This is a genomic window from Rhodobacteraceae bacterium D3-12 (assembly GCA_025916135.1).
GTDB lineage: Bacteria > Pseudomonadota > Alphaproteobacteria > Rhodobacterales > Rhodobacteraceae > JAKGBX01.
Window position 1 is genome coordinate 250,249 of the sequence record CP104793.1, and the last position, 13,726, is coordinate 263,974.

The window sequence follows — 13,726 nt, forward strand, 5'->3', positions numbered from 1 at the left end:
GTTTAGCTCAGAACGCTGCCAAGCTGCATGGCGAGGCCCATGTCGCCATCAACGGTCAGTTTGCCGGACATGAAAGCAGCGGTCGGGTTCAGGTCGCCTTCCATGATCGACTGGAAGGTTTCGGCGTCGGCCGTCATGGTGACTTCGGCCGGATCATCGCTTGCGCGGGCACCGTCGCCGTCGATGATGATAGCCCCTTCGCCTTCGATCACGAATTTCGCGGTCGAGGAGAACCCGTCGTCGCCCATTTTTGCATTCAGGGCGCTGACTGCGCCGTCAATAATATCGCTCATGACAATTTGCCTTTCTTAAGCTCACCGGGGGCTGACAATTCAGCAATCGGCGCGTTACACTCAGGGTTACTATGAGCATTCATTCGGTCAACCTCAAACTTATCGTCGCGGCAACTATAGCGTTTGCCGGTTTTTCGCCGGCAGTTATGTCGTCGACGGCCTTTGCGCAGGCTCAAGGGCCGATGCCGCAAGCGCCTGACGTTGCGCCGGAAATGCCAAAGGTGGCGACGCCGGAGGGCGCGCCGCCTGTAGCTTCGGCGGATGAGCTTTATGACCAGCTTAAATCGGCGGATGAGGCCGGCGCGGCACGGATCGAGCGGGAAATCGAGATGCTGCGCGCACGCTCGGGCTCTCCGGCGATGGATTTGCTTTTGACGCGTGGGCTCAAGGCGCTTGAGGAAAAGCAATACGGCCTTGCGATTGAGCATTTTACGGCGCTGACCGATCATGCGCCGGAGTTTGCCGAAGGGTGGTATGGCCGGGCGCAGGCTCTTGCCTTTTCCGAGCGACCGGGACCGGCGGTTGCGGATTTGCAGCGCGTGTTGATGCTGAACCCGCGTCATTACGATGCGCTCTATGGGCTTGGCACCCTGTTTGAGCAGATCGAACAGCCGAATGAGGCTTATGATGCGTATAAGCTTGTGCTTGAGATGCATCCGCATCATCAAGAGGCGCGCCAAAGGGTGCAATACCTTGAACGCAGTGTGAACGGCACCCAACTCTGAACGCCATATCCGAAGGGCAGTAAGACAGATGACCGGAGACCGGCGGATTGTTGCGGTGCTTGGCCCGACCAACACCGGCAAGACCCACTACGCGATTGAGCGTATGCTGGGCTATCGCAGTGGGATCATCGGCCTGCCGCTGCGCCTGTTGGCGCGAGAGGTGTATGACCGGATCGTGCGGGCGCGGGGGCCGGGGGTTGTTGCGCTTGTCACCGGCGAAGAGCGGATCGTGCCGGAACGCACGCAATATTGGGTCTGCACGGTTGAGGCGATGCCCGAAGGGATGGCCGCGGATTTTGTCGGGATCGACGAAATCCAGCTCTGCGCCGACCCGGAGCGTGGGCATGTTTTTACCGACAGATTGCTGAATGCGCGCGGGTTTCACGAGACCGTTTTTATGGGGTCGGACACGATGCGCGGGCCGATCCGCAAGCTGGTGCCAGAGGTGACGTTCGTTGGCCGCGAGCGGATGAGCCAGCTGACTTATACCGGATCGAAAAAGATCAGCCGGATGAAACCGCGCAGCGCGATTGTCGGGTTTTCGGTTGATAACGTCTATGCCATCGCCGAATTGCTGCGCCGCCAGAGGGGCGGGGCGGCGGTTGTGATGGGCGCGCTGTCGCCACGCACGCGCAATGCGCAGGTCGAGATGTACCAGTCGGGCGAGGTTGATTTTCTGGTTGCGACGGATGCGATCGGGATGGGGCTTAACCTTGATATCGACCATGTTGCCTTTTCCGCGCTGAGTAAGTTCGACGGGCGGCGGATGCGCAACCTTGCGCCCAATGAGTTGGCCCAGATTGCCGGGCGCGCGGGGCGCGGAATGAGCGATGGCAGTTTCGGTGTCACCGGTGAAGCGCCGGAATTGCCCGGCGAGGTGGCCGAGGCGATTATGGGGCATCAGTTCATGCCGATCCGCAAGCTGCAATGGCGCAATTCGCGGCTTCAGTTCGGGAGGCTTGATGCTCTGATCCGCTCGCTCGAGGAAAAGCCGCAAGACGAAATGTTCGTCAAAGTGCGCGACTCTGATGACCTTATGACGTTGAAAACACTGTCCGAAGAGGCGGAAGTTCGCGCACGCGCCAGCGACGCCGCGTCGGTCAGGTTGCTATGGGATGTCTGCCGAATCCCCGATTTTCGCGGCATTAGCCACGCCGAGCATAGCGGCATGTTAGAGCGGATTTTCAACTATTTACACGAGCTTGGCCGCATCCCGGAGGATTGGTTTGCGGGTCAGGTGAGCCGAATTGACCGTGTTGATGGCGACATTGACACATTATCGAAACGTCTGGCCTTTATCCGCACATGGACCTATGTCGCTCAGCGAAAAGGGTGGTTACAAGACGAAGAGCATTGGCGCGGGGAGACCCGCGGGGTAGAAGACCGCTTGTCGGATGCGCTTCACGGCGCGCTGACGCAAAGATTCGTGGACCGGCGCACAAGTGTGTTGTTGCGGCGGCTCAAGCAGAAGGAGGCCATGGTGGCCGAGGTAAATGACAAAGGTGAAGTGACGGTTGAAGGCCATGTGGTGGGCCGTCTTGAAGGGTTTCGTTTTGCCGCCGAAAAGGGCGAAGGAGCCGAGGAAACCAAGACGCTGAAACAGGCGGGAATGCAGGCGTTGGTGCCACATTTCAATCTGCGCGCCGACCGGTTCTATAACGCGCCGGATACCGAGATCGACTTTACCGAACAAGGTGGGTTGATGTGGGGCGAGCATGCGGTGGGCAAGCTTGTCGCCGGGGCGGAGCCGCTTAAGCCAAGCGTGCAGGCCTTTGTTGATGAGGAAGCGGGCGACGAGGTGATCCAGAAGGTCACGCGCCGCTTGCAACATTTCATCGACCGCAAGGTCGCCACCTTGTTCGAACCGCTGCTGAACCTTGCGCGTGACGAAGAGTTGCAGGGGCTGGCGCGCGGGTTCGCATTTCAGCTGAGCGAAGCTTTCGGGATCATCGCGCGTGATGCGGTGGCCGAAGACGTCAAGGCGCTGGATCAAGACGCGCGCGGATCGCTGCGCAAACATGGCGTGCGGTTCGGGCAGTTCACGATTTTCATGCCGTTGCTGCTTAAGCCAGCGCCGACGCGGTTGCGGTTGGTTTTGTGGTCGCTTTCCAAGGGGTTGGATATCTTCCCGGAATCGCCGCCACCGGGTCTGGTGACCGTGCCTGCGCCCAAGGATGCCGAGCCGGGTGTCGACCGGATGTGTGGCTATCGCGCCGCCGGAGAGCGGGCCATTCGCATTGATATGCTGGAACGGTTGGCAGACATGCTGCGCAGTGAGAACAGCCGCGCAGGGTTCGAGGCGAATCCGGATATGCTGTCGATCAGCGGTCTGACGCTCGAGCAATTTGCCGATTTGATGCAAGGGCTTGGCTATAAAGCCGAAAAGGGCGAGCGCCCGAAGGTCAAGAAAGCCCCCGAAGGTGTCGCCGCGACAGAGCCGAACGCGACCGAGTCTAAGCCGGAAACGCCCGAAGCTGAGGCGGAAAGCGCCGAGGCGGTGACGGAGCAAGCGCCGGTTGAAGTGCCTGTCGAAACACCTGCAGACGGGGCTGGTGAAGCCCCTGTGGCGGAAGAGGCGGAGGTGTTTTACACCTTTACCTGGGGAGGGCAGCGTGGCCCGCGCCGGAACGCAGGGGGCGCTGCCGACGGCAAGCCGCGCGGGCAGGGCAAACCCCGTGGCAAGCCACAAGGCAAAGGCAAGCCGCGCCGCGAACAAGGCAAACCGCAAGGGGCGCGCCGGTTTGAGGCCAAGCCCGAGAAGAAAGACAAGATCGACCCCGACAACCCCTTCGCTGCGGCGCTTATGGGGCTGAAAGACAAGAGCTGACCCTTGGCGGACGGACCCGAAAAAATCCGTCTGGACAAGTGGTTGTGGTTCGCGCGGTTTTTCAAATCGCGCGGGCTGGCAGCGAAAACCGTTTCGGCGGGGCATGTGAGGGTGAACGGCGAAAAGGCCGCGAAACCCGCCCATGCGGTCGGGCCGGATGACGTTTTGACCTTTGCCCAGGCGCGCCGTATCCGGGTGGTTCGGGTGGTTGCGGCAGGGACGCGGCGCGGTCCGGCAGCCGAGGCGCAGACGCTCTATGATGATCTGACCCCGCCGGAAGAAGCACCAGAGCCGGTGCCGCCGCGCGTCGGGGCGCGGCCGACCAAGCGGGACCGGCGCACAATGGATGCATTTCGCGCCACTGGTGACGAGGATTGACCGCAGCGGCACGAGAGATGCTTGAATGATCTGCGCGACTGAATTAGCTAGGTCAAAACACCGATAAAGACGGATCCCGTTTAATGACCTATGTCGTCATCGATAACTGCATCGCCTGCAAATACACCGATTGTGTGGAAGTTTGCCCCGTAGATTGTTTCTATGAGGGAGAGAACATGCTGGTGATCCACCCGGACGAATGCATTGATTGTGGCGTCTGTGAGCCAGAATGCCCGGCCGATGCGATCCGCCCGGACACCGAGCCGGAGATGGATAAGTGGGTTGAATTCAATCGGAAATATTCCGAGATGTGGCCTGTTATCATCGAGAAAAAAGATCAGCTTCCTGATGCGGAAGAACGCGATGGCGAGGCTGACAAGCTGAACAAATACTTCTCGGAGGCCCCCGGCGAGGGGAGCTGACGTAGCAGACGCTCGGGCCCTTCGCGGACCGATTGCGGGCTGTGATAGACGTGGGATAAACGGCGAAAAGCCCTTGTTTTTCGGGGGCTTCGCCGGTGTTTGCGCCATTGCGCTTTTTAAGTGGCGCGATTCGTGTTATACTCCTGTCATAAATGAAGAAAACTGCTTGATACCATCCATCTTGAACCGCGCGTCCTGCGGCTCTGTGGGTGGTTTTGTTTGCTCTATGGATCTGTTTGCTATGGGTTTTTCCTGTGGCGCGCAACGATGGCGGCGAAGGTAGGGGTTCTTCTGGGATGCTAAGGATAGAACTGCATGAGCAAGTCGAAGAAACCGGAATTCCGGCCGAATGAATTTGTTGTGTATCCGGCCCATGGCGTGGGTCAGATCGTGTCGATCGAGAAACAGGAAGTGGCCGGGTTTGAGCTGGAACTTTTTGTGATCTCGTTCGAGAAGGACAAGATGACCCTGCGGGTGCCGACGCACAAGGCGACCGAGATCGGGATGCGCGGGCTGTCGAGCCCGGACGTGGTGAGCCAAGCGATGAAAACGCTTAAGGGCAAGGCGCGGGTCAAGCGGGCGATGTGGTCGCGTCGGGCGCAGGAATACGAGCAAAAGATCAACTCGGGCGATTTGATCGCGATTGCCGAAGTGGTGCGCGATTTGCACCGCAACGACGACCAGCGCGAGCAGAGCTATTCCGAGCGCCAGCTTTATGAAGCGGCTTTGGAACGGTTGACGCGCGAAGTGGCGGCCGTGGCGGGAGGTGACGAGGTTGCCGCCGCCAAGCAGGTGGATGAGGTGCTTTTGGCGCGCGCTGCCTGAGGCGTCAGATCATTTGAGAATTGGGGAACCGCGTCCGGTGTTGGGCGCGGTTTTTCTTTTGCTATGGTGTGGGGTGTGGGCCGCCCCACGCCGACAGCGCCCACCCACCCGCCCCGCTGTCGGCGGGGGGCTTTGAGCATGGGTGTGTTTGGCCCAGCAAGAGAGCCGGTTAAAGCAGGGCCGAAAGCGCGAGAAGTGTTGCGATTTCAGTAATTTGCTGGGTTGCGCCGAGGGTGTCCCCGGTTTGGCCACCGATTTTGGCTTGGGCGATTTTGGCGCAGGCAAGGGTGGTGAGGGCCGCGATGGGGAGGAGCCAAAGGGCGCTCCAACCGGTGAGCAGGATCGTGGCGAGGGTGGCGATGGCGAGGGCGATAAGCAGCGTGGCGGCAGAGGGGCGACCGGTGTGGGCGGAGAGGCCGTTGCTGCGCGCGTTGGGCAGGGCGCACATCACGGCGGGCATGGCCGCGCGGGAGAGGGCGGCGGCGGTAAAGAGCGCGACGGCGAGGTGATCGGCGAGGGCGACAAGCGCGGCGCCACGCAATCCGAGAGAGAGGATGAGGGCGAGCGTGCCATAGCTGCCGATGGCGCTGTCCTTCATAATCTCCAACCGGCGGGCAGGGGTGGTGCCGCCCCAGAAGCCATCAGCGACATCGGCGAGCCCGTCCTCGTGCAGCGCGCCGGTTTGGATGACCATCAGCGCCAGTGCCAGAAGGGCGGCGATTTCCGGTTTTATGCCAATGGCTTGCGCACTTAGCGCCAGAAGGGTTGCCAGTCCGGCGAGGGCAAGGCCGACGAGGGCCAGCACCATGCGGTGCGCGCGCCGCGTGACAAGGCCGCGTTTGAGGCGCGCAAAGGCCAGCGGCTGAGCAGGCTCAGCGCGGCGGGAAAATCGGTTGCGTGTAACAGGGGCTCGCTTGCGCGCATGGTCCTGTCCTTTTGAGGCCTTGTCGGGCGGGGTGGAAGCGTTAAACACGTCCCGCAGGATCAACGCAACGGGGATAACATGGCCGTATTTGAGAGCTTAGCGCAATTTCGTAACGAAATGGAAACGGCACCGCACGCTGATGCCGAGGCGCTTGCCGAGGCGGAGGCGCGCAACGGGCAATTGACCAAGCCGCCGGGCGCGTTGGGGCGGCTGGAGGATCTGGCGATCTGGTATGCTGGCTGGCGCGGATCGACGCGGCCAGAGGTGAAACGCCCGCAGGTTATTGTTTTTGCAGGCAATCACGGGGTGACGGCGCAGGGGGTTTCGGCGTTTCCAGCGGCGGTGACGGCGCAGATGGTGCAGAACTTCGAGGCCGGGGGGCGGCGATCAACCAATTGGCCAAGGCATTTGGCGCCGAGATGACGGTTTGCGCGCTTGAGTTGGACCGGCCGACGGCGGATTTCACCCAAGCGCCGGCGATGAATGAAGCGGAGTTTCTTCAATCTTTACAAGCAGGTTGGGAGGCGGTGAGCCCGGAAGCCGATGTGTTGGTGACCGGAGAAATGGGGATCGGCAACACGACCAGCGCGGCGGCGATTGCGATGGCGCTTTTTGGGGGGGAGGCCGAGGCGTGGGTTGGACGCGGGACCGGTGTGGATGATGCGGGGCTGGCGTTGAAGGCCCGCGTGGTGCGCGAAGGAATTGCGAGCAATGCCAGTGCGTTAGGTGATGGTCTGGCGGTGTTGCGTTGTCTTGGGGGGCGCGAGTTGGTGGCGATGGCCGGAGCGATTGCGCGGGCGCGGGTGTTGCGCATTCCGGTTATTCTGGACGGGTTCATTTGCACGGCGGCGGCCGCGTGTTTGGAGCGGGCTGTGCCGGGGGCGTTGGATCATGCGGTGGCGGGGCATGTGAGCCTTGAACCGGGGCACGCTAAGCTGTTGGAACGGCTGGGAAAAGAGCCGCTTTTGGCGCTTGGGATGCGGCTTGGCGAAGGGTCGGGCGCGGCGCTGGCGATTGGTGTTTTGAAGGGGGCTGTGGCGTGTCATTCGGGCATGGCGAGTTTTGCCGAAGCCGGGGTGTCAGACGGGTAGCGTTCGGAATGGTTAATAGCGCTGCGGTGCGGCGAAAGCAGGGGGGTGACCTTCGGCTGACATCCGGCTGACATCCGTACACCGCCGCGGCCTTATGTATCAAACGCACCAAGGTGTGAGCGATGATTGATACTCTATTTGCGTCCGCCCTCGCTGCCTGTGTAAACGCGCCAGCCTCCATCAAGGTTCCATTGGTCCTTATCGAGCCGCACTTCGCGGTCACTAAATATGAAAGGCCCGCCCCCGGTGGTAAAAGAAAACCTTATCTGCACCCAATGCTTGGCCTTGGTGATCTCATCAAGGTAACCTATGGTAACTATCCACTTACAGCGCCCCTCACCGGGCGGGTAATAAAAATCAGCGTGGAACCCGTAGTGGCCACCATCGCCCGGGAAAACGGTGCTTTCCATGAACGATTGAGAAGTGTTTCTGGTGATGGATATCGCTTGGGCTGCGGCGATCTCGTCAATTTTTTCAAAGTTGTCACCCACGGCAGCGGCGTGAGAGATCGCGAAAATAGTAGCGGGGGAACGCCCGACATTCTCAAAGTTAATTCTTATTGTAAGGAAGACTCTGCTTTCGTCCCAAACAAGCCCCCCATCTGGAGCGGCGGAAACCTTAAGCCAAGGCCGCTCTGCTCCGAACGCTATGTTAATCGCCTTGTTGGACTGGTAGAGCGTCCCGACAAGCAGCCCTGCGGCGGCAACGGTGAATACCATCATAATCCACTGTGCGAGAGTATCCTCCAAGGAAAAAAGCCTGCGCGGCCAATACCACCAATCTGGCACGCTGTTGTCATCGTGAGCGCACTCATTTGTGCCGGTGGCGCAATGGGATACTTCGCTTGGAGGTGGATTTTTTACCGGTGATGTGACCTCCAACGTCAGGAAGAACAGAAGAGTAATTCCGAAACCAAGAATTAGTCCAAGTAAAAATGCCCCGTCTGTAAAGCGCTTAAACATTGCAATAAGAACGCCGCGCTAAACTTCCCTCGGGATAGCTTGTTGCGGACATTCACCTCTTTTTCACTGATTCCAATGCCCTCCAGCTTGTCTACAAGCTGAGCGTAAGTCACGCCATTTCGTTTCAACTCGGCCTTGAGAAGGTTCGCGGCCCTGCTTTCCCATTCCGTTTGTGTTGGCATGTATCACCTTTTGCACTAAAAGTATCTTTTTCATTACATAAGGTATTGAACGCGATACGTCTAGGCACTATATTCGTTACATAGGTAATGGATAAGATACAATGGCACAGCACTTCCTTCTCTCCGCAGCTTCCCGCACACTCAGCCTCCGCACGATCTACAAGGCTGGTGAGGATGCGGCATACCAGACGTTTTGCGAAATGCGCTGGCCGGAGACGAATGGCGAGGCGGTTTGCCCGCGTTGCAGCCATGACGAAACCTATAAGATCACCACGCGCCGCAAGTTCAAGTGCAAGGCCTGCAGCCACCAGTTTAGCGTGACCTCTGGCACCATCTTTGCCAGCCGCAAGATGGACTTTGTGGACCTGCTGGCCGCGATCTGCATCATGGTGAACGCCTCCAAGGGCGTAAGCATGGTGCAGCTTTCCCGCGATCTGGATTGCCAATACAAAACCGCGTTCGTGCTGGCGCACAAGCTGCGCGAAGCAATGGCGCAGGAAATCCAGACGGGTGAAGTTCTGGAGGGCCACGTTGAGATTGACGGGGCATACTTTGGCGGTCATATCCGCCCCCACAACGAGAAAGCCAAGCGGGTTGACCGCCGCCTCAAGCGCCACCAGACCGGCAAGCGCCGCGTTGTGATTGCCCTGCGTGAGCGTGAAGGCCGCACCCTGCCGTTCGTGGGCATGAGCGAAGCCGAGGGCGTTGTGCTGGCGAATGAAAACGTCTCGCGCATGTCCACCATGTCAGCCGATGAAGCAAGCCATTGGGATGATCTGCACATGGGCTTCCACGTTGACCGCGTGAACCACTCCGAAATCTACAGCGACCACGGCAAGCACACGAACATGGTGGAAAGCTATTTCTCGCGCCTGCGCCGCATGGTCGTAGGCCAGCATCACCACGTTAGCCCGCAATACCTCTACCAATACGCAAACCACGCGGCATGGCTGGAAGATAACCGCCGCACCGACAACGGCACTCTGGCGCAGATCGTGGTGTCGAACGCGATGGGCGCTCCGGTTAGCCGAACGTGGAAGGGGTGTTGGCAGCGGGCGGCTTAAGTAAAGACCCTTGCTTTGTGCCGCCGGAAGGCCATATTATTAAGCTAAGGATTTGGTTGGGAAGCCACCGACCCCTAAAGAGCCATGGAGGGCGTAGTGCTAAACACATTCATTAGCTGGTGGAATTCTCATGCCCAAAATAACGGGAAAGTAAAGTTTCGCAACCGTCGAGAAGCGGCTGAATTCGTGCGCCGTATCGCGAATGAAGGCGGACCGAACAAAGCAATGATGGATATGCGCGCCCAATATGAAGCTGTTAAGAAGGCAAAAGCCGCCCAAGACGGCAATCGACCTGTCTCAAGTGGAACTGCAGCCATACGACAGCCAGAAGTTCACGTATAACCGATTCAGCTGCGGTAAGACCGCGCTGGATCGGTTTATAAAATCCAAAGCGAAAAAGGAAACTCGTCGTTTGGAGCAAAAGGTGTTTGTGGCAACGCTTTCAGGTTCTTCAAACTGCATAGGTTATTTTGCGCTTCAACTTGGATCAGATAGTGTCCCCAACCTACCCAAAGACGAGCTTAGGTACTTACAAAACAGAGTTGCGTTCCCGGCTGTTCACATGAGTTATCTTGGCGTCGACTCGCGGTATCAAGGGCAAGGCTTGGGGAGGCATCTATTGATGGATGTCTTCGAAAAAACGGCCCAAATATCTAAATTTGCTGGTTTCCACGCGTTGACCTTAGAGTCGATTGACGCGGATTCAACCGCATTCTATAGCAAAATTGGCTTCACTATTTACTCTTCTGGCGGCGCACAGCCGAAAATGCTCTACCCAATACAGAATATTCTCAAATTGGTCGACCAATAGTAACCTCGCGCAAGCACTTATTCTGCCCACGCCCGCCCTTCACGTCTTACCTCACCCTTAACCCGCATTCGGTGCAGTGCGGCAACTGCCCGCCGTTTAGCCACCTCTGGCGGTATATCCGGCCTATGTGCGCACAGATGGCCTACAAGGCTGTTAATGTCCCTTGGGGCGTCTCTCAGCGCTTGTAAGATCAGCCTGCGTAGCTCCTTACGCTTGAACCGTGGCGCTCTGGGGTGAACCCGTTCTGGCGGTATCTCCGCGCCCCTGACCATCAGCGCGGCCCATGCGAACTCCCACCCCATCTCCCGATTGCGCCAGACCTGCGCTAGCGCCTTATTTATCGTGCGATCTTGCATGGCTGCATTGTGATTCACATGGGCGCAGAATGCAGTTAGATTGTTGGTGCGTTTGATACATAAGGCCGCAAAATTGAGTAACGGGGCGCACGGTGCTGAAACGTGTTTCGCGTGAGCGGGTCTTGTTCAAAGCGGGGAAATGGGCGATTGAGAGTTATGAGTGAAAACCCGACCCGAAGTGTCCTGCCCGAGACCACGCGCTCGCTTCCGATTGCGATGCTGCGGGCGCGAGAAACGATGATGGCGCCGATCCGGCACATGTTGCAGAAAGCGGGTGTGACCGAACAGCAGTGGCGCGTGTTGCGGGTTCTGGCCGAGCGGGGCACGACCGACCCCAGGACCTTGCGCATGAGGCGTGTTTGCTGAACCCGTCATTGACGCGGATCATGCAGCTTCTGGAGAAGAAGGGGTTGATCACCCGCAAGGACCATCCAAGCGACCGGCGCAAGGTGTTGGTTGATATCACCGAGGAGGGCCGCAGCCTGTTGAGTGCTGCGGCACCGGAGAGCGCGGAGATTTTTGCGCGTCTTGAGGAGTTGTTTGGTCATGCGGAGATGGAACAACTGTTGGATTTGCTGAACCGGCTGAGTGCGGTTGAGTTGGAGTAGGGCCAGCTCCCAAGCTCAGGTTCGATTAGGGTTCAGCCCTCAAACACATGCTTAATTGGGGGCCAGCCCCCAAACACATGCCTAATTTGGGGGCCAGCCCCCAAGCCCCCCGGATATTTCCAGTCAGATGAACGGGCGGGGCGTTCGAGCGGGCGGGTGTTCTAGTGGGTTGAAGCGGTCGCGTGACGTTTGGTTTGGCGGGTTGTTGCTTGACTTGGCAGGGGCATGGCGGGAGTGTGGCGCCATGTCTGACAGGAACGCGCTTAGAGAGATCGAGGAGTTGCCCGATCTGGGAATTGTGATGAGCGATGGGTGTCGTTTGTCGGCGCGGGTTTGGCGGCCCGTGGATGCCGGGGAGGCTCCGGTGCCCGTGATCCTTGAGTATCTTCCCTATCGCAAGCGGGATGGGACGGCGGCGCGGGATGCGTTGACGCATCCGTATTTTGCGCGCCGTGGATATGCCTGTGTGCGGGTTGATATGCGCGGTAATGGCGACAGCGACGGTGTGATGCTGGATGAATATACCGCGCAGGAACTGGAAGACGGCTGCGAGGTGATTGCATGGCTTGCGGCGCAGCCGTGGTGCAGCGGGTCGGTGGGCATGATGGGCATCAGTTGGGGCGGCTTCAACGGCCTGCAGGTGGCCGCGATGCAGCCCGAGGCGTTGAAGGCGGTGATCACGCTGTGTTCGACCGTGGACCGCTATGCCGATGACATTCATTACAAGGGCGGCTGTTTGCTGAATGAAAACCTCGGCTGGGGGGCGACGATGTGGGCCTATTCCAGTCGTCCGCCGGACCCGGCGCTGCGCGAGGATTGGCGGGCGTTGTGGATGCAGCGGCTGGAGGCCGAGCCGTTTTTGCCGGTGACGTGGTTGGGGCATCAGCGGCGCGATGATTATTGGAAGCACGGCTCGGTCTGTGAGGATTTCAGCGCGATCAAGGCGAAGGTTCTGGCCGTGGGGGGCTGGGGCGATGCGTATAAAAACACGGTGGCGGAGGTGGTGGCGCATCTGCCGGGGGCGAAGGGTATCGTCGGGCCTTGGGTGCATAAGTATCCGCATTTCGCCGTGCCGGAGCCGCGGATCGGGTTCTTGCAGGAGGCGCTGCGCTGGTGGGATCGCTGGTTGAAGGGGATCGAGACCGGGGTGGAGGATGAGCCGGGGTATCGCGCCTATTTGATGGACGGGGTGCGGCCACGGACGTGGTATGAAGAGAGGGCCGGGCGGTGGATTGTCGGCGACGGGCCGGAAACGGCGCATGAGGTTTGGCCTTTGGGCGCGGCGGGTGCGTTGGGGGGCGAAGGCGCGGCAAATGCGGTTGTGGCGTCGCCCGCCCATTGCGGCATGGCGGCGGGGGAATATTGCGCGATCTGGCTGGGGCCGGAGATGCCGGGAGACCAGCGGCCCGATGATGCGTTTTCCGCTGTCTGGCGGTCGGCGCCATTGGGGCAGCCGCGTGATATTGTCGGGGCGCCGATGGTGCGGTTGCGGTTGAGCAGCGACACGCCGCAGGGGCAGATTGCCGTGCGGTTGACCCACATCCACCCGGACGGGGCGAGCACAAGGATCACCTATGGCCTGTTGAATTTGTCGCGTCGCAATGGCATGGACAAGAGCGTGCCGATGGTGCCGGGGCAGGTTGAAGAGATCGAGGTGACGCTGGATCAGATCGCCTATCGCGTGCCGGAGAGGCATCAGATTGCCGTTGCGGTGTCGAGCGCTTATTGGCCGCTGATCTGGCCCTCGCCGGAGGCGGGCGCGTTGCGGATCGTCGAAGGTGCCCTGCATTTGCCGGTGCGAGAGGGTCAGGGCGCGGGCGATGAATGCCGGTTTGAGCCGCCCGACGCGGCGGAGCCTTGGGCGGTTGAGGCGTTGCGCCCGGCGCAGAACAGCCGCGTGGTTGAGACAGATATGAGCAGCGGGATCGTGCGTCTGAATATCGAGGATGACTTTGGTTTGCGCCGCGATCTGGGACACGGGTTGATCAGTGGCGGCAAGGCGCGGGAGCAGTGGGACATCCACCCGGACGACCCGTTGAGTGCGCGCGGAAAAACCCATTGGACCGAAGAAATCGCGCGGGAGGGTGTTGCGCTTCGCAGTGAGACATATGCGGAGATGTGGGCGGACGAGACGTTTTTTCACCTTACGGCGCGACTGGAAGCATATGAAAATGATACACTCGTGTTTGAAAAGGACGTAAAAGAACAGATCAAGCGCGATGGCGTATGAGTGCATCAGGCGGACAATGCGGAAAAA

11 protein-coding genes and 3 pseudogenes are annotated in these 13,726 nt (G+C 59.6%); 10 read left to right on the plus strand and 4 right to left on the minus strand.

Features of this window, described 5'->3' with window-relative positions:
* Window positions 1–2: 2 nt before the first annotated feature.
* Window positions 3–293, minus strand: a complete 291-nt coding sequence (locus N4R57_01235; protein UYV37772.1) for an SCP2 sterol-binding domain-containing protein — start codon at window positions 291–293, stop codon at window positions 3–5.
* Window positions 294–364: 71 nt separating this feature from the next.
* On the opposite strand from N4R57_01235, the gene N4R57_01240 reads away from it, so the two are divergent.
* The 5 genes from N4R57_01240 to N4R57_01260 all read left to right on the plus strand — a co-directional run bounded on the left by N4R57_01240 (window position 365) and on the right by N4R57_01260 (window position 5,470).
* Complete coding sequence (locus N4R57_01240) at window positions 365–1,018, plus strand: tetratricopeptide repeat protein (protein ID UYV37773.1); 654 nt, start codon at window positions 365–367, stop codon at window positions 1,016–1,018.
* Between the two features lie 28 nt (window positions 1,019–1,046).
* The gene (locus N4R57_01245; GenBank protein ID UYV37774.1) at window positions 1,047–3,845 is read left to right on the plus strand and encodes a helicase-related protein; all 2,799 of its coding nucleotides are present in this window, start codon (window positions 1,047–1,049) and stop codon (window positions 3,843–3,845) included.
* 3 nt (window positions 3,846–3,848) lie between these two features.
* Window positions 3,849–4,223: an RNA-binding S4 domain-containing protein gene (locus N4R57_01250; protein UYV37775.1), complete on the plus strand. Its 375-nt coding sequence runs from the start codon at window positions 3,849–3,851 to the stop codon at window positions 4,221–4,223.
* A gap of 83 nt (window positions 4,224–4,306) precedes the next feature.
* On the plus strand, window positions 4,307–4,645 hold the full coding sequence (locus tag N4R57_01255) for a ferredoxin family protein (protein UYV37776.1): 339 nt from the start codon (window positions 4,307–4,309) through the stop codon (window positions 4,643–4,645).
* 315 nt (window positions 4,646–4,960) lie between these two features.
* Window positions 4,961–5,470: a CarD family transcriptional regulator gene (locus N4R57_01260; GenBank protein ID UYV37777.1), complete on the plus strand. Its 510-nt coding sequence runs from the start codon at window positions 4,961–4,963 to the stop codon at window positions 5,468–5,470.
* A 169-nt stretch (window positions 5,471–5,639) separates the two neighbouring features.
* On the opposite strand, the pseudogene cobS reads toward N4R57_01260, so the two are convergent.
* A pseudogene (cobS, locus tag N4R57_01265) lies at window positions 5,640–6,394 on the minus strand (adenosylcobinamide-GDP ribazoletransferase).
* A 118-nt stretch (window positions 6,395–6,512) separates the two neighbouring features.
* On the opposite strand from cobS, the pseudogene cobT reads away from it, so the two are divergent.
* Window positions 6,513–7,486, plus strand: a pseudogene (gene cobT, locus N4R57_01270) (nicotinate-nucleotide--dimethylbenzimidazole phosphoribosyltransferase).
* A gap of 134 nt (window positions 7,487–7,620) precedes the next feature.
* On the opposite strand, the gene N4R57_01275 reads toward cobT, so the two are convergent.
* Window positions 7,621–8,448 carry a hypothetical protein gene (locus N4R57_01275; GenBank protein ID UYV37778.1) on the minus strand — a complete coding sequence of 276 codons (828 nt, stop codon included), beginning with the start codon at window positions 8,446–8,448 and terminating at the stop codon, window positions 7,621–7,623.
* Window positions 8,406–8,630, minus strand: coding sequence for a DUF6471 domain-containing protein (locus tag N4R57_01280; GenBank protein UYV37779.1), 225 nt, complete (start codon window positions 8,628–8,630; stop codon window positions 8,406–8,408). Before N4R57_01280 ends, N4R57_01275 begins: the two co-directional genes overlap by 43 nt.
* 101 nt (window positions 8,631–8,731) lie before the next feature.
* Between N4R57_01280 and N4R57_01285 the strand changes: the two genes are divergently transcribed.
* The 4 genes and pseudogenes from N4R57_01285 (at window position 8,732) to N4R57_01300 (ending at window position 13,699) form a co-directional block, all read left to right on the plus strand.
* Complete coding sequence (locus N4R57_01285; GenBank protein UYV37780.1) at window positions 8,732–9,694, plus strand: IS1595 family transposase; 963 nt, start codon at window positions 8,732–8,734, stop codon at window positions 9,692–9,694.
* A gap of 247 nt (window positions 9,695–9,941) precedes the next feature.
* Window positions 9,942–10,505 (plus strand): GNAT family N-acetyltransferase, encoded by a 564-nt coding sequence (locus N4R57_01290; GenBank protein UYV37781.1) that lies wholly within the window; start codon window positions 9,942–9,944, stop codon window positions 10,503–10,505.
* Between the two features lie 512 nt (window positions 10,506–11,017).
* Window positions 11,018–11,469, plus strand: a pseudogene (hpaR, locus tag N4R57_01295) (homoprotocatechuate degradation operon regulator HpaR).
* Window positions 11,470–11,713: 244 nt separating this feature from the next.
* Window positions 11,714–13,699, plus strand: a complete 1,986-nt coding sequence (locus N4R57_01300; GenBank protein UYV37782.1) for a CocE/NonD family hydrolase — start codon at window positions 11,714–11,716, stop codon at window positions 13,697–13,699.
* The last annotated feature ends 27 nt before the right edge of the window (window positions 13,700–13,726 follow it).